This is a genomic window from Clostridium sp. OF09-36, assembly GCF_003481985.1.
In the GTDB taxonomy this organism is placed as follows: domain Bacteria; phylum Bacillota; class Clostridia; order Lachnospirales; family Lachnospiraceae; genus Brotaphodocola.
This window is the reverse complement of the sequence record NZ_QUMD01000011.1, coordinates 18,295-36,746: the sequence shown is the minus strand read 5'-3', so window position 1 is coordinate 36,746 and position 18,452 is coordinate 18,295. Positions and strand designations below refer to the sequence as shown.

Genomic DNA, 18,452 nt, shown 5'->3' with positions numbered 1-18,452 from the left:
GGGCAAGCCAGATATGAGCGCAGGGGTGGCCAGAAAACCAGCACTGCGCCAGACAGGAACTAACGCTGCGTTAAACAGGAAGGAAAATACATATGGATTTATTTGACTATATGAGAGCGAGCACCCAGGAGCAGGAATCGCCCCTGGCGTCCCGCATGCGCCCTACCACACTGGATGAGGTGGTCGGGCAGAAACACATCATCGGAAAGGACAAGTTGCTTTACCGGGCTATCAAGGCGGACCAGCTCGGCTCCATCATTTTTTACGGGCCACCTGGAACGGGAAAGACAACGCTTGCGAAGGTCATCGCCAACACCACCAGCGCGAGTTTCCGCCAGATTAACGCGACTGTAGCAGGTAAAAAGGACATGGAAGATGTCGTGAAAGAAGCAAAGGATGCGCTCGGCATGTACGGGAAAAAGACGATCCTTTTTGTCGACGAGATCCACCGTTTCAACAAAAGCCAGCAGGACTATCTGCTTCCCTACGTGGAGGATGGCACCCTGATCCTCATCGGAGCGACCACAGAGAATCCGTATTTTGAGGTAAATGGGGCGCTTTTATCCCGTTCGCGGATCTTTGAACTGAAGGCGCTGGAAAAGGATGATGTAAAAGAGCTGATCCTGCGGGCAGTACACGACGAAAAAAAGGGCATGGGCAGCTACCATGCCGTGATCGATGATGATGCAGCCGATTTTCTGGCCGATGTCTCCGGCGGGGATGCCCGTGCGGCCTTAAATGCCGTAGAACTGGGCGTGCTCACCACAGAACGGGATCCGGCTGACAGCCTGATCCACATTACGCTGGAGGTGGCGCAGGAATGTATCCAGAAGCGGGCGGTGCGCTACGATAAGGATGGGGACAACCATTACGACACCATTTCTGCCTTTATCAAGAGCATGCGCGGCTCCGACCCGGACGCGGCAGTCTATTATCTGGCGCGGATGCTTTACGCAGGGGAGGATATCAAATTTATTGCCCGCCGCATTATGATCTGTGCCTCGGAGGATGTAGGAAATGCAGATCCACGGGCACTGATGGTGGCAGTCAGTGCAGCACAGGCGGTGGAGCGCATCGGTATGCCGGAGGCGCAGATCATTCTGTCCCAGGCGGTGACTTATGTGGCAACTGCGCCGAAATCCAACTCCGCCTGCAATGCAATCTTTGAGGCGATGAGTGCCGTGAAAAACCAGCGCTCCATGCCGGTGCCGGTACATCTGCAGGATTCTCACTATGGCGGCTCTGCAAAGCTGGGGCACGGGATCGGCTACAAATATGCGCACGATTACCCGAACCACTATGTAAAACAGCAGTATCTGCCGGATGGAATGGAAGGACAGGTCTTCTACCGGCCGTCGGAAAACGGATATGAGTCGAATATTGTCGAACATATGCGGTTTTTGCGGCAATTTGTGCAGGACGAAGAGAAATAGTGGGAAAATAAATCTTTTCTTTTCTAAAAGAATCTATTATAATAAGTGCTGGACACGTTGCGTGAACAGCAACCTTATTAGCTTATACGCAAAGACAGCAGCCTGCGGTCTTTGCATCATGAAAACAGGCTGTCGGAACACTTCTTTAGTGTGCCGTTACAGCCCGGATCCATCATTTCGGTATTCTAAGAAGATATCTATTTATAGTAACTGCTTAGTATTTTGCGGTTACAACTTTACTTTATATCCCACCTACATAAAAGTTCAGAATGGAGAAATATATGCGAGAAAAATTACAGACATTACCTGTAGCTGTATTAAAAGAAATGGCGAAAGAGCAGGGGATTAAAGGGGCTACCTCCCTTAGAAAGGCAGAACTGATCGAGGCACTTTGCAGTGCAGCCGGAGTAGCCGCTTCCGAGACAAATTCTGTTGAAAATGTTCAGCAGCCGCGCCGGAACCTGCACCAGAACCGCCCCCAGGGCAGCCGCACGACCATGGTAAGACGAAACGGAGAGCAGCTGCGTCAGGGCCGCCAAAACCAGAGTGGAGACCGCTCCTACCAGAATCGTCAGGAACAGACCGGCGGGCAGATGTATCAGGAGCGTCAGCCACAGAATGTGGAGCAGGCAGGAGACCAGACGTACCAGCCACGCCAGACTCGCCAGCCCCAGAACATTGAGCAGACTGACGAGCAGCCATATCAGCCACGCCAGACTCGCCAGGCCCAGAACATGGACCAGACCAGCGACCAGCCGTATCCGAACGCGCGGGATGAAGAGAATGAGAAACAGCCGGAGGGCGTAGACAGCGGTGTGCCGGCAAGCGGTATCCTTGAGGTCATGCCAGATGGCTTCGGCTTTATCCGCTGTGAGAATTTCCTTCCGGGCGAGAACGATGTCTATGTATCCCCGACCCAGATCCGCCGCTTTGGCTTAAAGACTGGTGATATTATCAACGGAATCCGCCGTGTAAAGACTTCAAATGAAAAGTTTGCAGCACTGTTGTATATCCGCAATATCAACGGTTATCCGGTCAGTGCGCTGGAACACCGACCGAACTTTGAAGACCTGACCCCGATCTTCCCGAACAGCCGTCTGCATATGGAGACTCCGGGAAAGAGCAGCACCGCGATGCGTGTGCTCGACCTTCTGGCGCCGATCGGTAAGGGCCAGCGAGGCATGATCGTGTCTCCGCCAAAAGCCGGTAAGACCACCCTCTTAAAGCAGGTGGCACAGGCAGTGACCACCAATCACCCGGACATGCACATGATCATCCTTCTGATCGATGAGCGCCCGGAGGAGGTTACCGACATCAAGGAGTCTGTGGTTGGCAAAAATGTGGAAGTCATCTACTCCACCTTTGACGAACTTCCGGAGCGCCATAAGCGCGTTTCCGAGATGGTGATCGAGCGTGCAAAACGTCTCGTAGAGCATGGACGCGACGTGATCATCCTTTTGGACAGCATCACCCGTCTGGCAAGAGCCTACAACCTGGTAGTCCCGCCGAGCGGGCGTACGCTTTCCGGCGGTCTTGACCCGGCGGCTTTGCATATGCCGAAGCGCTTCTTTGGTGCAGCCCGCAACATGCGTGAGGGTGGCAGCCTGACAATTCTTGCTACAGCACTGGTTGACACCGGAAGCCGCATGGATGATGTTATCTACGAGGAATTCAAGGGCACCGGCAACATGGAGCTGGTATTAGACCGCAAGCTCTCTGAAAAACGCATTTTCCCGGCAATCGATATCTTAAAATCCGGTACCCGCCGCGACGATCTGCTGCTTAGCCGCGATGAGGCCGAGGCTGTGGATATTGTCCGCAAATCGACGAACAGCTTAAAACCGGAGGATTCTGTGGAGCGCATCCTCGATCTGTTCGCGCAGACCCGCAGCAACCGGGAATTCGTGGAAGTGGCGAAGAAGCGCCGGATGTTCTAACCTAAAAATATCTCGAAAATCCGAGAAAATATGCTTGCCAAGCCTATATTTCTATGATACAATTATGGAGCTGTTTATAGATGTGGCGTGATTTTAACGGTACAAACGAGACCGTTAGACGATCACAGTACTATATAATTGAGAAAGTGAAGAGGTGAAAATCATGAGAGAAGGAATCCATCCAGCTTATTATCAGGCTAAGGTTACCTGCAACTGCGGCAACGAGTTCGTTACCGGTTCCACCAAGGAAGAGATCCACGTAGAGGTTTGCTCTAAGTGTCATTCTTTCTACACCGGTCAGCAGAAGGCTGCTTCTGCACGCGGTCGTATCGATAAGTTCAACAAGAAATACGGCGTTAAGGCGTAAGCATAACGAGAGCGAAGTAAGGTTGAGACTCAAGTGGAGACACTTTGGCTCAGCCTTATTTTTCTTTATACGGATATTTTAAAGATTGCTCTCATAAAGATTGCAGAAGCAGCGAATAAATCCTACGGACGCGAGCAGATCCTACGGACTGCAAAAAGTTTCCCGGATCTGCAAAGAACGGGCTTCTGCATGGACAGATATAAGGAGATACAGATCAAATGAAATATTCCGGTATCGGCGGTCAGGCCGTCATTGAAGGAATTATGATGAAAAATAAAGACCAGTATGCCACAGCGGTGCGCAGGCCCGACGGCGGCATCGAGGTCAAAAAAGACACCTACGTCAGCATGACGGAAAAGGTGCCGTTTTGCGGACTCCCCTTTGTGCGGGGCGTCTTCAGCTTTGCGGATTCCATGATCCTTGGCATGCGGACCTTAAGCTTTTCCGCAAGTTTTTTCGAGGATGATGAAGACTCCGAGCCAGGCAAGCTGGAATTGTGGATGGATAAGGTATTCGGTGAGAAGGTAGAGCAGGTCCTTATGGCGGTTGTCATGGTATTTTCCGTGATCATGGCCATCGGCATCTTCATGGTGCTGCCGCTGCTCATCGCAAATGCCTGCAAACAGGTCATCCACTCCGATACCATCATGGCAATCCTGGAAGGTCTCATCCGCATCGCGATCTTTATCGCATATATTAAAGTAATTTCCCGGATGGAGGACATCCGCCGCACCTTTATGTACCACGGTGCGGAGCACAAGTGCATCAACTGCATCGAGCATGGCATGACACTCACCGTAGACCATGTGCGGGAAAGCTCCAAGCAGCACAAGCGCTGCGGAACCAGCTTCCTGATCATCGTTATGCTGATCAGCATCCTGTTCTTCATGGTTGTGCGGGTCGATAATGTATGGCTGCGCATGGTAAGCCGCATTATTTTAGTGCCGGTCATTGCCGGTGTTTCATACGAATTTTTACGGCTGGCAGGCCGCAGTGACAACCCGGTTGTCAATCTTTTGAGCAAGCCGGGACTGTGGATGCAGAACCTGACCACCAGCGAGCCGGATGATTCCATGATTGAGGTTGCAATCGCGGCAGTTGAAGCTGTGTTTGACTGGAAAGCATACCTGCGGGAGAATTTCCCGGAGACGGAGATTCCGGAAACCGAAGATGCCGAAGCTCTGGGCGACAGCATGAATGCTAAGACGGAGATTCCGGAAACTGAAGATGCCGAAGCTCTGGGCGACAGCATGAATGCTAAGACAGAAATTCCGGAAACCGAAGCGAAAGCAACTGGCCAGACAACAGTGCAGGAGCAGGCCGGTGCAGCAGAAAACACAGACTTGACATCAGAAGAAACACTGCATTCGGAGGACGCATCATGACACTTTACGACCTTTTAAACGAAGGCAGTTCTATACTCCGCCAGGCGGGCGATACCGACGCGGAAAACGATGCAAAGCTGCTGCTTCTGAATGCCTTCGATTTAAATCTGCTTCATTTTTTAATGGACCGTCTGCGTCCGCTCTCCGAAACAGATGCGGCTGTGCAGGAACAGATTCAAAATTACTGCGCTATGGTTGCGAAGCGTGCGTCCCGTGTCCCGCTGCAGCAGATCCTGGGCAGTCAGGAATTCATGGGACTGGACTTCTTTGTCAATGAGCATGTGCTGATTCCGCGTCAGGACACCGAGACTTTGGTGGAGCTGGTGCTGGAAGAACAGCAGGGAAAACAACAAGAAGAACAGCAGGAAAAGCAACAGGTACAACAACCGGAAGAGCAGCAGGAAAAGCAACAGGAACAACAACCGGAAGAACAGCAGAAAAAGCAACAGGAACAACAACCGGAAGAACAGCAGAAAAAACAGCGGGGACAGCAATCGGAAGAGCAGCCGGGAAAGCCTCGGAAGCTGCTGGATCTGTGTACCGGGTCCGGCTGTATCGCCATCAGTCTGGCGGTAAAGGGCGGCTTCGAATCTGTGACTGCCACAGACTTGTCAGAAGAAGCGTTAAAGGTGGCAGAGCGGAATGCTAGAACGCATCAGGTACCAATCCGCTTTTTCCAGGGCGACTTGTTTTCCGCCCTTCCGCAAAGCGAAGAAAAAACCTTCGATGTCATCACATCAAACCCACCGTACATTCCAACGGCAGTCATTGCAACTCTGGAACCGGAGGTGCGGGAGCATGAGCCGATGATGGCGTTAGACGGCACGGAAGACGGCTTAAAATTCTACCGGCAGATTGCAAAAGAAGCCGGAAGCTGGCTGAAGCCGGGCGGCAGCATCTACCTGGAGATCGGATACGATCAGGGCGAAGCTGTCAGCGGGCTTTTGGAAGACGCAGGCTTTACCAATGTCCGGGTAGTCAAGGACCTTCCGGGCAAGGACCGCGTGGTATGCGGCTGCTGGGAGCAATAAGGACAGCATACACAAAGAGCATACGCAACAGCAGGACCGCGAATCACTGGGAAGCGGCTGAACGCACCAAACCATGAACATAAACCAGTACCATTACAAAATATAGGAGGAACCCCATGTTTGACAGATTAGATGACATCCTCATCCACTATGAGGAAATCATGCAGGAATTAGGCGAGCCGAACGTAACCGAGAACCAGACCCGCTTCCGTAAGCTCATGAAGGAGCAGGCGGACCTGGCACCTCTGGTAGAGGCTTACAAGGCCTACAAGCAGGCAAAGCAGGACATTGAAGACAGTCTGGCACTTCTGGAAGAAGAAAGCGACGAAGACATGCGCGAGCTTGCCAAGGAAGAACTTTCTGACGCGAAGAAGCGTGTGGAAGAACTGGAGCAGGAGTTAAAGATCCTGTTACTGCCGAAGGACCCGAACGATGACAAGAACATTATCCTGGAGATCCGCGCCGGTGCAGGCGGCGACGAGGCAGCTCTGTTCGCAGCAGAGCTTTACCGCATGTACGTGAACTATGCAGAGAGCCAGCACTGGAAAGTAGAGATCATCTCCTTAAGTGAGAATGGAATCGGCGGCTTCAAAGAGGTTCAGGCCATGATCACCGGCAAGGGTGCTTACTCCAAGATGAAATACGAGTCCGGTGTACACCGCGTACAGCGTGTGCCGGAGACGGAGTCCGGCGGACGCATCCACACCTCTACCGCTACCGTAGCAGTGATGCCGGAGGCAGAAGAAGTCGATGTCCAGATTGATATGAACGACTGCCGTATCGATGTTATGCGTGCGTCCGGTAACGGCGGACAGTGCGTCAACACTACCGACTCCGCAGTACGTCTGACCCACATCCCGACCGGAATCGTCATCTACAGCCAGACCGAGAAATCCCAGCTGCAGAACAAAGAAAAGGCATTCCGCCTTCTGCGTTCCAAGCTGTACGATCTGGAACTGGAGAAGAAGCAGAATGCGGAGGCGGCAGAGCGCCGCAGCCAGATTGGTACTGGTGACCGTTCTGAGAAGATCCGTACCTACAACTTCCCGCAGGGCCGTGTCACTGATCACCGCATCAACCTGACCTTATACAAATTAGATAAGATCATGAATGGAGATATTCAGGAAATCTTAGATGCCTGCATCGCAGCTGACCAGGCAGCGAAGCTGGCGAAGATGAACGAAATTTAAAGCGAAAAGGGTGGGTCAAAGATATTATGCCAGATATGGAACAAGACCAAAAACCGAAAAAGAACTCCAGCGGCCTTCCCCGCCGTCTCATCATCGCCGTCCTCCTGCTCATTATCATCGCCAGTGCCCTCAGCCTGGTGAAGGAGTGGATGGATGCGGCAGCCCAGCGCCGTCTCGAAGAGAGTCTGGCGCAGGCTGCAAGCCAGACGGAGGCAGAGACCACACCGCCGGAAACAGAAGAAACCGAAGCGGAGACCGAGGCACCGTATGTTTCACCGATCGACTTTGCTTCTTTATTAGAGACGAATCCGGATACAATCGGCTGGATCCGGGTGCCGGATACCAAGATCGATTATCCGATCGTCCAGTCTCCGGACAACCAGTATTATCTACATAAGGATTTTGAGGGCAAGGACAGCGTGTACGGGACCATTTATCTGGATGCCGACAGCAAGCCGGACTTCAGCGGCTGGAACAATCCAATCTACGGCCATCATATGAAGGATGGCTCCATGTTCAAGGATGTTGTGAAATTCAAGGACCAGGATTTCTTTGAGGCGCACCGCTATTTTGAAATCTATACGCCGGAACGAACCATCCATTTGAAGACGCTTGGCTGCTACTACAGCGATTCTAATGGCATTGTCCGCAAGACCTCGTTTAAGTCCCAGGCATCGTTTGACAAATGGGTGAGTGAGCGTCTGGCACCGTGCAGTTTTGCCGAAGTGCCGGAGAAGCCGTTTGACTCTATGTTTGTGCTGGTGACCTGCAGCTATGAGCAGAACGACGCCAGAACCTGCTGTTTGCGGCAGAGGTTGATGAAGACGGAAACTTCCTGCCTGCAACCGGGCGGAATGTACCAGAAATCGGCGCAGAAGTTACTGCAACAACCGACGCGAAAACCAATGCGAAAACCAGCGCAGAAGCCAATGTGAAGCCCACTGCAGCAACCAATGCAAAACCCAACACAAAAGAAAAGTAGAAATTCAGAAATCCTCTACAGCTTCCTGAAAAATCGATAAAAATTTCATAAAAATCGAGTTCCCGCCCGGTTCCTTTCCGTCCGAAGATTGCATTCTTAGCGCATCTGTGGTATAGTACAAACTAGCTAAAACTGTCCGTTTGTACAAAAGAGACCCGGGCGGTATTTTATGTTTTTAGAAGGAGAACACTATGAAAGGTATCATACTGGCAGGCGGTTCAGGTACCCGCCTGTACCCGCTGACCAAGGTAACATCCAAACAGTTACTTCCTATTTATGATAAGCCGATGATCTACTACCCGCTGTCCGTCCTCATGAACGCCGGCATCCGGGAAATCCTGATCATCTCCACTCCGGTGGACACCCCGCGTTTCGAGGCACTGCTGGGAGATGGCCACCAGTTTGGCGTGGAGCTGTCCTATGCAGTACAGCCGAGCCCGGACGGACTGGCTCAGGCATTCATCATTGGCGAGGAGTTTATTGGCGGCGAGCCGGTTGCCATGGTACTGGGCGATAACATCTTCCACGGCCAGGGCTTAAAGAAGCGCCTGCGCGCGGCAGCAGCCAAAGAGAAAGGCGCTACCGTATTCGGTTACTATGTAGACGATCCGGAGCGTTTCGGTATCGTCGAGTTCGACAGCGAGGGCAAGGCGATTTCCATCGAGGAGAAGCCGGAGCATCCGAAGTCCAACTATTGCGTGACTGGTCTGTACTTCTACGACAACCGTGTCGTTGAGTATGCCAAGAGCTTAAAGCCGTCTGCCCGCGGCGAACTGGAGATTACTGATCTGAATCGCATCTACTTAGAGAACGGCGAGTTAGATGTCACCCTGTTAGGTCAGGGCTTTACCTGGCTGGATACCGGTACCCACGAGTCTCTGGTGGAGGCAACCAACTTTGTTAAGACTGTCGAGACCCACCAGCACCGCAAGATCGCGTGCCTGGAGGAGATCGCTTACTTAAACGGCTGGATTACCAAAGAGCAGGTACTGGAGACCTATGAGGTATTAAAGAAGAACCAGTACGGCCGCTATTTAAAGGATGTTCTGGACGGCAAGTACATCGATAAGCTTCACGGCAACGACATGAAGTAAATAGAGCGAATTGTCAAAGCAGATCTGGAAGACTGCAAAACGACAGGAAATACAGCAGTATACAGCCTATGCGCAGCATGCCTGCCGCAGCGGATTGCTGCAGAAAAAGAAAAGAGGAAACAAACTATGACTATCATCGTAACAGGCGGTGCCGGTTTCATCGGCTCCAACTTCGTTTACCATATGTTAAACAAGTATCCGGATTACCGGATCGTGTGCGTAGACTGTCTGACCTACGCAGGCAACTTATCCACCTTGGAAGAGGCATTAAAGAACCCGAACTTCCGCTTCTGCAAGATCAATATCTGCGACCGCGAAGCTATCTACAAGCTGTTCGAGGAAGAACATCCGGACATCGTCGTAAACTTTGCAGCCGAGAGCCATGTAGACCGCTCCATCGAAAACCCAGAGATCTTCTTAGACACCAACATCAAGGGAACCGCAGTGATGATGGATGCCTGCCGCAAGTATGGCATCAAACGTTATCACCAGGTATCCACCGATGAAGTATACGGCGATCTTCCGTTAGACCGCCCGGACCTTTTCTTCACCGAGGAGACCCCGATCCACACCAGCAGCCCGTACAGCTCCTCCAAGGCAGGCGCTGACCTGCTGGTACAGGCATACCACCGCACCTACGGTCTGCCGATCACCATCAGCCGCTGCTCCAACAACTACGGTCCGTACCACTTCCCGGAGAAGCTGATCCCGCTTATGATCGCAAATGCACTGGCAGACAAGCCGCTCCCGGTTTACGGCGAGGGCTTAAATGTCCGCGACTGGCTGTACGTAGAGGACCACTGCAAGGCCATCGACCTGATCATCCACAAAGGACGTGTTGGTGAGGTTTACAACATCGGCGGACACAACGAGATGCGCAACATCGACATCGTGAAGCTGATCTGCAAAGAGCTGGGCAAGCCGGAAAGCCTCATCACCCATGTTACCGACCGTAAGGGCCACGACATGCGTTACGCTATCGACCCGACCAAGATCCACAACGAGCTTGGCTGGCTGCCGGAGACCAAATTCGCAGACGGCATCAAGAAGACCATTAAGTGGTATTTAGAGAACCGCGAGTGGTGGGAGACCATCATCTCTGGCGAGTATCAGAATTATTACGAGAAAATGTACGGAAACCGCGAGGAAGTATAAGCGCACGGAAACCGTTATAAAAGAAACCGTGAAACAGAAAGAGGAAACAGCATGAAGGTTCTGGTAACAGGAGCAAAAGGCCAGCTTGGAACTGACCTGATGAATGAACTGGCAAAACGCGGCATCGAGGGCATTGGCGTCGACGTGGAGGAGATGGATATCACCGATGCAGAGGCCTGCAGACGTGTCATCAAAGCGTCCGGTGCAGATGCCGTCATCCACTGTGCCGCATATACTGCAGTAGATGCAGCCGAAGACAACGTAGAACTTTGCCGCCGCATCAACGGCGAGGGCACCCGCAACGTGGCGCAGGCCTGCAAAGAGGCCGATGTGAAGCTTATGTACATCAGCACGGACTACGTGTTCGACGGTCAGGGTACCCGCCCGTGGGAGCCGGACGATGAGCGTCACCCGTTAAATGTATACGGTCAGACCAAATACGAGGGTGAGCTGGCAGTTGAGGAACGGTCCGATAAATACTTTATCGTGCGTATCGCCTGGGTATTCGGCGTGGCAGGAAAGAACTTCATCAAGACCATGCTGCGTCTCGGAAAAGAGCGCGGCGCAGTTAGTGTAGTAGATGACCAGGTTGGTTCCCCGACCTACACCCACGACCTGGCAAGACTGTTAGTCGACATGATCCAGACCGATAAGTACGGCCGCTACCATGCCACCAACGAGGGACTGTGCAGCTGGTACGAGTTCGCAAAGGAAATCTTCCGTCAGGCAGGCATGGATGTTCCGGTGACTCCGGTCAGCAGCAGTGAGTTCCCGGCAAAAGCCACCCGCCCGTCCAACAGCCGCATGAGCAAGGAAAAGCTCAGCGACAACGGGTTTGAGCGCCTTCCGGCATGGCAGGATGCGCTGGGACGCTTCTTGAAGGAAATCGAATATTGATTGTTTACGAATGCGTAAACAGCAAAATCAAATAGGAAAATACAGGTAACTGCGCAGAAATTGTACAGTTATAAAGAAAAAGGTTCCCGGCGGCGCAGGTGTGCCTGCCGGGAATTTCAGGTTTCGCCTGGGCTGACGAATCGCCTGTCAGGGAAAAGCAAAATGGGAACAATCCGGCTGGCATGCAATTGCAGCGCAGACATCAGAAACATAGTAGAAAAGAGGAGAATTCATCATGGGTAAATATTTTGGCACGGACGGTTTCCGCGGGGAAGCAAACGTCAACTTAACTGTGGAGCATGCCTACAAGGTAGGCCGTTTTCTGGGCTGGTACTACGGAAAACAGGCAAAAAAGACTTCGGATAACCCGGAGGGCCGCTGTCGCGTTGCCATTGGCAAGGACACCCGCCGCAGCAGCTACATGTTCGAGTATTCCCTGGTAGCAGGCCTTACTGCTTCCGGCGCAGATGTATATCTGCTCCACGTTACCACCACACCGAGCGTATCCTACGTCGTGCGTACCGAGGAGTTTGACTGCGGTATTATGATCTCTGCCAGCCACAATCCGTACTACGACAATGGAATTAAGGTTATCAACGGCAAGGGCGAGAAGCTGGAAGAAGATGTTATCGTTGAGATTGAGCGCTATTTAGACGGAGAGATGGGTGAAATCCCATTCGCCTTAAAAGATGCGATCGGCCGCACTACCGATTACTCCGCAGGCAGAAACCGCTACATCGGCTATCTGATCTCCATCGCTACCCGCTCCTTCAAGGGCAAAAAAGTGGCGCTGGACTGCGCAAACGGCAGTGCTTCTGCCATTGCTAAGAACGTGTTCGATGCCCTGGGTGCCGAGACACACGTCATCAACAACCAGCCGAACGGCTTAAACATCAATACCGACTGCGGTTCCACCCATATCCATGTGCTGCAGGACTATGTGAAAGAAACCGGCTGTGACGTTGGCTTTGCTTACGACGGAGACGCAGACCGCTGTATCGCAGTTGACGAGAATGGCAATGTGGTAGACGGTGATCTGATCCTCTATGTGTGCGGCAAGTACATGAAAGAGACCGGCAGCTTAAAGAACAACACGGTTGTCACCACCATCATGTCCAACTTCGGCCTTTACAAGGCCTTCGACCGCGAGGGCATCTCTTACGAGAAGACTGCAGTAGGAGATAAATATGTGTACGAGAACATGTCCCAGTACGGCAACTGCCTGGGCGGTGAGCAGTCCGGCCACATCATCTTCAGTAAGCATGCCACCACCGGTGACGGCATCCTGACTTCCTTAAAGGTTATGGAAGTCATGCTGGAGAAGAAAGAGACCCTCGGTAAGCTGGCTTCCGAGGTCGAGATCTTCCCGCAGGTGCTGAAAAATGTCCGTGTCCACGACAAGCAGCAGGCACAGGATGACCCGGCAGTCCAGGATGAGGTAGCGAAAGTTACTGAAACCCTGGGAAGTGATGGACGCATTCTTCTGCGCCAGTCCGGAACCGAGCCGGTGGTACGCGTCATGGTAGAGGCACCGACCACGGAGCAGTGCGAGAAGCTGGTAGACCAGGTAATCGAAGTGATGAAGGCACAGGGACATGTGCTGTAAATGATCCATACAGGGACTCCTGCATGCCGAAGCTGGTTTTACAACTGGCTGGCTGCGGGAGTTCTTTTGTTGTGAGACCTTGCCACACCTACCAAAATATGCTAAAATACACTTTAACGTATCAAATTTTTCAGGAAAAGGAATGATGAAAGATGGGGCTGAATCAGTAGGATCAGTATTGTTCATTGTCCGCTTCTACGGCGTGATCGAGCGACTGCCCGTTATGGGCTGAGCGAGGATCATTACCGGAACTGTCATGTGACAACAAAAAGGGCAGTAGACGGAAATAAGTACAAACTGTAAAGAAGCAACCTATAAAAGCAAGGATAGCATGAAACGAAAGCAGCTGTCCTCGGACAACGAACAAATTGGAGGAAAAGCATTATGTTAAATATCAAGAAATACAAAAGAAACCCAGTCATCCATTACCCGGAGCGCGAGTGGCCAAACAAGGAAATTGAGAAAGCGCCGATCTGGTGCAGCGTAGACTTACGTGACGGCAACCAGGCACTGGTAGAGCCGATGGTAGTAGAAGAGAAGATTGAGTTCTTCAACATGTTAGTAAAGCTGGGCTTTAAGGAAATCGAGATCGGTTTCCCGGCAGCATCCCAGATCGAATACGACTTCTTAAGACAGTTAGTAGAGCGCAAGCTTATCCCGGACGATGTCCGTGTACAGGTTCTGGTACAGTGCCGTGAGCACCTGATCAAGAGAACCTTTGAGGCAATCCAGGGCATCAAGAAGGTAGTAGTTCATATCTACAACTCCACCTCTACCTTACAGCGTGACGTAGTCTTCCACAAAAATAAGGAAGAGATCAAGCAGATCGCAATCGAAGGAACCGAGTTAGTCAAGAAATACGCAAAAGACTACGATGGCGATTTAATGTTAGAGTACTCTCCGGAGAGCTTCACCGGCACCGAGCTGGATTACGCACTGGAGGTCTGCACCGCTGTTCAGGATACCTGGGGCGAGGCAACACCGGAGAAGCCGATCATCTTCAACCTGCCGTCTACCGTGGAGATGAACACTCCGAACGTATACGCAGACCAGATTGAATGGATGCATAAGCACTTCAAGAACCGTGACAGCGTAATCTTAAGCGTTCACCCGCACAACGACCGCGGTACCGGCGTGGCAGCAACTGAGTTAGCACTGCTTGCAGGCGCAGACCGTGTCGAGGGAACCTTATTCGGAAACGGCGAGCGTACCGGTAATGTCGATATCTTAAACATCGCTTACAACATGTTCTCCCAGGGCATCGACCCGAATCTGGAGATTGAGAATGTCCGCGAGATCGCAGAAGTATACGAGCGCTGCACCAAGATGACCATCGACCCGCGTCATCCGTATGCAGGAAAGCTGGTATTTACCGCATTCTCCGGCTCCCATCAGGATGCGATCAACAAAGGCTTACAGGCCCTTCACGAGAGAAATGGCCAGTACTGGGAGGTTCCGTACCTTCCGATCGATCCGTCCGACATTGGCAGACAGTACGAGCCAATCGTTCGTATCAACAGCCAGTCCGGAAAGGGCGGCGTAGCTTTCGTTATGGATACGTTCTACGGCTTTAAACTGCCGAAGGGCATGCACAAAGAATTTGCAGACATCATCCAGAAGATTTCCGAGCAGCAGGGTGAGGTTGCTCCGGAGCAGATCATGGAAGAGTTCCGCAAGAATTACTTAGACAAGAAAGAGCCGATCCACTTCCGCAAGTGCCAGATTACCGATACCGAGTCTTCCGACGGTGAGTTCGCAACCCTTGCCAAGGTTATCTATACCGACCATGGAATGGAGAAGAGTTTCGAGGGCGTCGGCAACGGCCCGATCGATGCGGTACAGCGCGGCCTGGAAGAAGCACTCGGCGTCCAGATCAAGGTACTGGACTACAACGAGCACGCGCTGAACTCCGGCTCCAACGCACAGGCAGCATCCTACATCCACTTAATGGACAAGGACAGCGGCAAGGTGACCTACGGTGTCGGCGTAAGCTCCAACATCACCAGATCCTCTATCCGCGGTATCTTTAGTGCGGTGAACAGATTGTTCTTTTCCTAAAAACTGAACAGATGACCATAGATTTTTCTGCAAGTTGAGATGAAAACAAAAACATCCCGTACCGACTCGAACATGAGTCGGTACGGGATGTTTTTTTGATGTTCGAAAACACAAAAGAAGCTGCCAGAGGCAACTTCTTAAGATAAACGATGAATTTACGGTTTTGGTCCGGTCGTCAGACCTGCCTGCAGAACATAATTTCCAGAGCTGGAACTGCTGTTTGTTCCACCAGGCGTGGTATTGCTGGATGGAGTGCTTCCATTAAAACTCGGATCGATCTTGCCGGTAGCCGGACCGGTGGCAACATACTCATTATTGCTGTTATTGCTGCTAGAAGAATTTCCTGGAGTCGTGTTTCCAGTGGTGCTCCCCGGAGTAGAAGAAGCGGTATTGTTGGAACTGCCTGGTGTAAAACTATTAGAAAAAGTACCGGAATTGCTTCCCGGTGTGTTCGTCCCAGCCGTTGTGTTCGACGCCGTATTATTCACATTCAGCGCATTTCCATTACTGGTTGTGCAGGCGCCGTTAGCAGCAAAGGTATAAGAAACTCCGTCAATCTTTAAGGTAGTATTTGCTGCCATGCGTCCCTTATCTGACGGATTTAAGTAATAGTAAGTTCCGTTGATCTGGATCCACCCGGTGAGTTTGTGACCGGAATTGTTGAAGTAGTAATAAGAATTCTCAATCTGCTTCCAGCCGGTAGACATGCGGCCATTTGCCGGATCCATGTAATAGTCATTTGTGCCGTCATTGAGCCAGCCGGTGAGCATCCTCCCGTCTGTGTGGAAGTAGTAATAAGCACCGTCAACCTGTTGCCAGCCGGTGAGCATTTTTCCGTCATTGCCGAACATATACCAGCTATCCTTAATGGCCCGTGCACTGTTTACGGTACACTGTCCATTATCCGGGTCAAAGTAATACCAGCCATTATCCATGTTCACCCAGCCGGTTGCCATGGCACCGCTGTCGGACAGATAATAGTAAACATTGTCGATGCTGACCCAGCCTGTGTGCATGGTGCCGTCGGTCAGCAGGTAGTAATATTTGCCGTTATCCTTGACCCAGCCGGTTGCCATAACGCCGTTTCCCTGGAAGTAGTACCATTTGTTATTGATCTTTTCCCAGCCGACTGTCATTTTTCCAGTAGATAAATTCAGGTAGTAATAGCCATTATCGGTATTCAGCCAGCCCTTGTGTAAAGTCCCGTTTGCATCATAATAGTAATAGGTGCTGCCGCTTTGCTGCCAGCCGGTCGCAGCGTAAGCAGTCACGCCGGAAAACAGGCTCATGGCACCGAGCATTCCGGCCAGGGCAGCAGCGGTCAGTTTTTTTGTATGTCTCATACCCTTCCTCCTGAGTTGTGTGATCCGAAACTATGGTTCCTGTCGTGCAGACATATTCCGTAACAGAATATACCCAGTAACAGGATTGATAAATCAGAAACCCTTGTCTGCGGACAGATACAAAATGTTTACTCTGATTATAACATGGAACAAAGGAAAATAGTTAACATTTTCATTACAGCTTGCCTACAATAAGCATACCTTTTTGTAATATTGCTTTGCATACCGGTACATGATCAGCGTATACTCGCCAAATTCCTCGCCCAGCGATGCCTTATATACCGCCCAAAGAGCCCATAAAAAGCCGCCCAGCGCAATATAGGAGTAGATAATCTTACGTTCCACAGCCTCCGGTTCTCTTCCAAAGTAGATTTGCATCAGCTTTTCTACAGCACCTTCATCGTAATAGGAATAAATCGCACACATGCTGATGTCGATGAGCGGGTCACACATACCGGCATACTCCCAGTCAATCAACCGGACCGAACCATCCGGCAGAAACAGGAAGTTATCGGCCACGCTGTCGATATGGGAAAGTACCTTCGGACGGTTTAATGCATCCAGCTGGTCCATCAGCTCATTCATATGGCTGCGGACCACAGCATAATCTTCAAATAAAGTGCCGCCATGCGCCGCACAGAGTCCTTCGTAAAATGCGATCCGCTCCCGGATATTGAATTCATGATCCACAGTCAGCTGTGACTCATGCAGCTTGTGCAGCACTTTCATGCATGCCGCTACATCTTCCCAGCTGCCTGCATGGGAATTTCGTGCACCTTCGTAGTATTCCGCAATCTTATATCCGGTGTCACCGTTCATGTAGATGATATGCTCCGAAATCTTCAGCGGCTGGATTGCGCGGTACACATCGGCTTCTTCCTTGCGGTTGATCAAGAGCTCTGTGCCCGGCCCCGGGATACGGCAGATGTAATGCAGCCCCTGCAGCTGGAACAGGAACGATTTGTTCGTCATGCCGGACTTTAAGCAGCGGATATCGTGAATTTCCGATTCCGGCACCTCAAATACATCGGAGACAAGCTCCATGGCCGTATTGTCGGAATGGTTCTGGTAACGCGGGTCGAACTGACGCAGTTCTTCCAGATTCTCAAACTCGTAAATCTGATTCTCTGGCTGGCGGTTAATATCCATCTCCAGTGTATCTAAATGCTCGATCAGCACATTCTCCCAGTAAAACTGCTCTGTGCCCGGAGTCTGGTAATACTGTTCCAGCAGCGGCAGAAACTGTTCGGAAAATATTTTCGAAAAGAACACTGGCCCGTACATAACCCAGGAATCGTGCCCGCCGACCTCGACATGCGTAATGCATCCTTTCTTATTATAGGAAAGACACCACTCCGAAGTATTTCCTTCCATATAAGAAGAAGCATACCAGGCACCACATTCATAGGTGTGGAACATATTGTTGCGCAGCCAGTTATCCGAAGAAAGAATGTACATATTTTTCCCGGCCAGGACCTGCCGTGCCCGGTAGATGGTAGTTAACGTGTTTTTAGTGGCATACTCCGGGTTGTAAAGCAGCTTCACCTGGTATTTATCAATCAGATACTCAAACTTTTCCTTTAAATACCCGACCGCGATTGTAATGTTGGTAATGCCCACTTCATGCAGCTGCTTAATCTGCCGCTCAATCATCCGTTCCCCAAACACCTCTAAAAGTCCCTTTGGTGTCTCAAACGTTAGTGGAACAAAGCGAGAACCAAACCCGGCAGCAATGATCAGCGCACCGTCCACGCGGAACTGCTCCAGAAATGCATCACCGGCGCCGGTCAGCTCATACGTGCCGGCAACACTCTTGCCCTGCGCGATAAGGCGCTGCTGCATGGCCTCCTTAATTAAGGTATTCACAGTGCCAACCGAGAAGCCGGTTTTCTGTGCGAGATCCCGCTGGGTAGAACGCGGATCCTCCTTTATATAACGGCAGATTAATCCAATCCGATCCATATAATAACCTCC

13 protein-coding genes and 1 pseudogene are annotated in these 18,452 nt (G+C 51.4%); 12 read left to right on the top strand and 2 right to left on the bottom strand.

Going from position 1 to position 18,452, the window contains the following annotated elements; genetic code table 11:
* Positions 1-92 precede the first annotated feature (92 nt).
* The 12 genes and pseudogenes from DXA97_RS10340 (at position 93) to leuA (ending at position 15,135) form a co-directional block, all read left to right on the top strand.
* The gene (locus DXA97_RS10340) at positions 93-1,433 is read left to right on the top strand and encodes an AAA family ATPase (protein WP_118719907.1); all 1,341 of its coding nucleotides are present in this window, start codon (positions 93-95) and stop codon (positions 1,431-1,433) included.
* A gap of 281 nt (positions 1,434-1,714) precedes the next feature.
* Positions 1,715-3,370, top strand: coding sequence for a transcription termination factor Rho (gene rho, locus DXA97_RS10335; protein ID WP_118719905.1), 1,656 nt, complete (start codon positions 1,715-1,717; stop codon positions 3,368-3,370).
* Positions 3,371-3,533: 163 nt separating this feature from the next.
* On the top strand, positions 3,534-3,737 hold the full coding sequence (gene rpmE, locus DXA97_RS10330) for a 50S ribosomal protein L31 (protein WP_118531274.1): 204 nt from the start codon (positions 3,534-3,536) through the stop codon (positions 3,735-3,737).
* 218 nt (positions 3,738-3,955) lie between these two features.
* A pseudogene (locus DXA97_RS10320) lies at positions 3,956-4,885 on the top strand (DUF1385 domain-containing protein); the annotation flags it as partial.
* 233 nt (positions 4,886-5,118) lie between these two features.
* Entirely contained in the window at positions 5,119-6,153 is a 1,035-nt protein-coding gene (gene prmC / locus DXA97_RS10315; RefSeq protein ID WP_207666279.1) for a peptide chain release factor N(5)-glutamine methyltransferase, read from the top strand.
* 116 nt (positions 6,154-6,269) lie between these two features.
* Positions 6,270-7,343, top strand: a complete 1,074-nt coding sequence (gene prfA / locus DXA97_RS10310) for a peptide chain release factor 1 (RefSeq protein ID WP_118719901.1) — start codon at positions 6,270-6,272, stop codon at positions 7,341-7,343.
* Between the two features lie 26 nt (positions 7,344-7,369).
* On the top strand, positions 7,370-8,278 hold the full coding sequence (gene srtB / locus DXA97_RS10305; RefSeq protein WP_243107623.1) for a class B sortase: 909 nt from the start codon (positions 7,370-7,372) through the stop codon (positions 8,276-8,278).
* Positions 8,279-8,516: 238 nt separating this feature from the next.
* Positions 8,517-9,419, top strand: coding sequence for a glucose-1-phosphate thymidylyltransferase RfbA (gene rfbA, locus DXA97_RS10300; RefSeq protein WP_118542241.1), 903 nt, complete (start codon positions 8,517-8,519; stop codon positions 9,417-9,419).
* 126 nt (positions 9,420-9,545) lie between these two features.
* Complete coding sequence (gene rfbB / locus DXA97_RS10295; RefSeq protein WP_118542243.1) at positions 9,546-10,574, top strand: dTDP-glucose 4,6-dehydratase; 1,029 nt, start codon at positions 9,546-9,548, stop codon at positions 10,572-10,574.
* A gap of 51 nt (positions 10,575-10,625) precedes the next feature.
* Positions 10,626-11,471, top strand: a complete 846-nt coding sequence (gene rfbD / locus DXA97_RS10290) for a dTDP-4-dehydrorhamnose reductase (protein WP_118719899.1) — start codon at positions 10,626-10,628, stop codon at positions 11,469-11,471.
* Positions 11,472-11,706: 235 nt separating this feature from the next.
* Positions 11,707-13,077, top strand: coding sequence for a phosphoglucosamine mutase (gene glmM, locus DXA97_RS10285; RefSeq protein ID WP_118719897.1), 1,371 nt, complete (start codon positions 11,707-11,709; stop codon positions 13,075-13,077).
* A 384-nt stretch (positions 13,078-13,461) separates the two neighbouring features.
* A complete protein-coding gene (leuA, locus tag DXA97_RS10280) occupies positions 13,462-15,135 on the top strand; it encodes a 2-isopropylmalate synthase (protein WP_118719895.1) in 1,674 nt (557 codons plus the stop codon).
* Positions 15,136-15,290: 155 nt separating this feature from the next.
* On the opposite strand, the gene DXA97_RS10275 is transcribed toward leuA, so the two are convergent.
* Together DXA97_RS10275 and DXA97_RS10270 are read right to left on the bottom strand one after the other, a co-directional pair.
* Positions 15,291-16,478, bottom strand: coding sequence for a cell wall-binding protein (locus tag DXA97_RS10275; protein WP_118719893.1), 1,188 nt, complete (start codon positions 16,476-16,478; stop codon positions 15,291-15,293).
* Positions 16,479-16,664: 186 nt separating this feature from the next.
* Complete coding sequence (locus tag DXA97_RS10270) at positions 16,665-18,440, bottom strand: sugar phosphate nucleotidyltransferase (RefSeq protein ID WP_118719891.1); 1,776 nt, start codon at positions 18,438-18,440, stop codon at positions 16,665-16,667.
* Positions 18,441-18,452 lie beyond the last annotated feature (12 nt).

Excerpts from the sequence above, each read along its gene's own strand:
- DXA97_RS10340 (WP_118719907.1), top strand. The coding sequence starts at position 93 with ATGGATTTATTTGACTATATGAGAGCGAGCACCCAGGAGCAGGAATCG.
- rho (WP_118719905.1), top strand. The coding sequence starts at position 1,715 with ATGCGAGAAAAATTACAGACATTACCTGTAGCTGTATTAAAAGAAATG.
- rpmE (WP_118531274.1), top strand. The coding sequence starts at position 3,534 with ATGAGAGAAGGAATCCATCCAGCTTATTATCAGGCTAAGGTTACCTGC.
- prmC (WP_207666279.1), top strand. The coding sequence starts at position 5,119 with ATGACACTTTACGACCTTTTAAACGAAGGCAGTTCTATACTCCGCCAG.
- prfA (WP_118719901.1), top strand. The coding sequence starts at position 6,270 with ATGTTTGACAGATTAGATGACATCCTCATCCACTATGAGGAAATCATG.
- srtB (WP_243107623.1), top strand. The coding sequence starts at position 7,370 with ATGCCAGATATGGAACAAGACCAAAAACCGAAAAAGAACTCCAGCGGC.
- rfbA (WP_118542241.1), top strand. The coding sequence starts at position 8,517 with ATGAAAGGTATCATACTGGCAGGCGGTTCAGGTACCCGCCTGTACCCG.
- rfbB (WP_118542243.1), top strand. The coding sequence starts at position 9,546 with ATGACTATCATCGTAACAGGCGGTGCCGGTTTCATCGGCTCCAACTTC.
- rfbD (WP_118719899.1), top strand. The coding sequence starts at position 10,626 with ATGAAGGTTCTGGTAACAGGAGCAAAAGGCCAGCTTGGAACTGACCTG.
- glmM (WP_118719897.1), top strand. The coding sequence starts at position 11,707 with ATGGGTAAATATTTTGGCACGGACGGTTTCCGCGGGGAAGCAAACGTC.
- leuA (WP_118719895.1), top strand. The coding sequence starts at position 13,462 with ATGTTAAATATCAAGAAATACAAAAGAAACCCAGTCATCCATTACCCG.
- DXA97_RS10275 (WP_118719893.1), bottom strand. The coding sequence starts at position 16,478 with ATGAGACATACAAAAAAACTGACCGCTGCTGCCCTGGCCGGAATGCTC.
- DXA97_RS10270 (WP_118719891.1), bottom strand. The coding sequence starts at position 18,440 with ATGGATCGGATTGGATTAATCTGCCGTTATATAAAGGAGGATCCGCGT.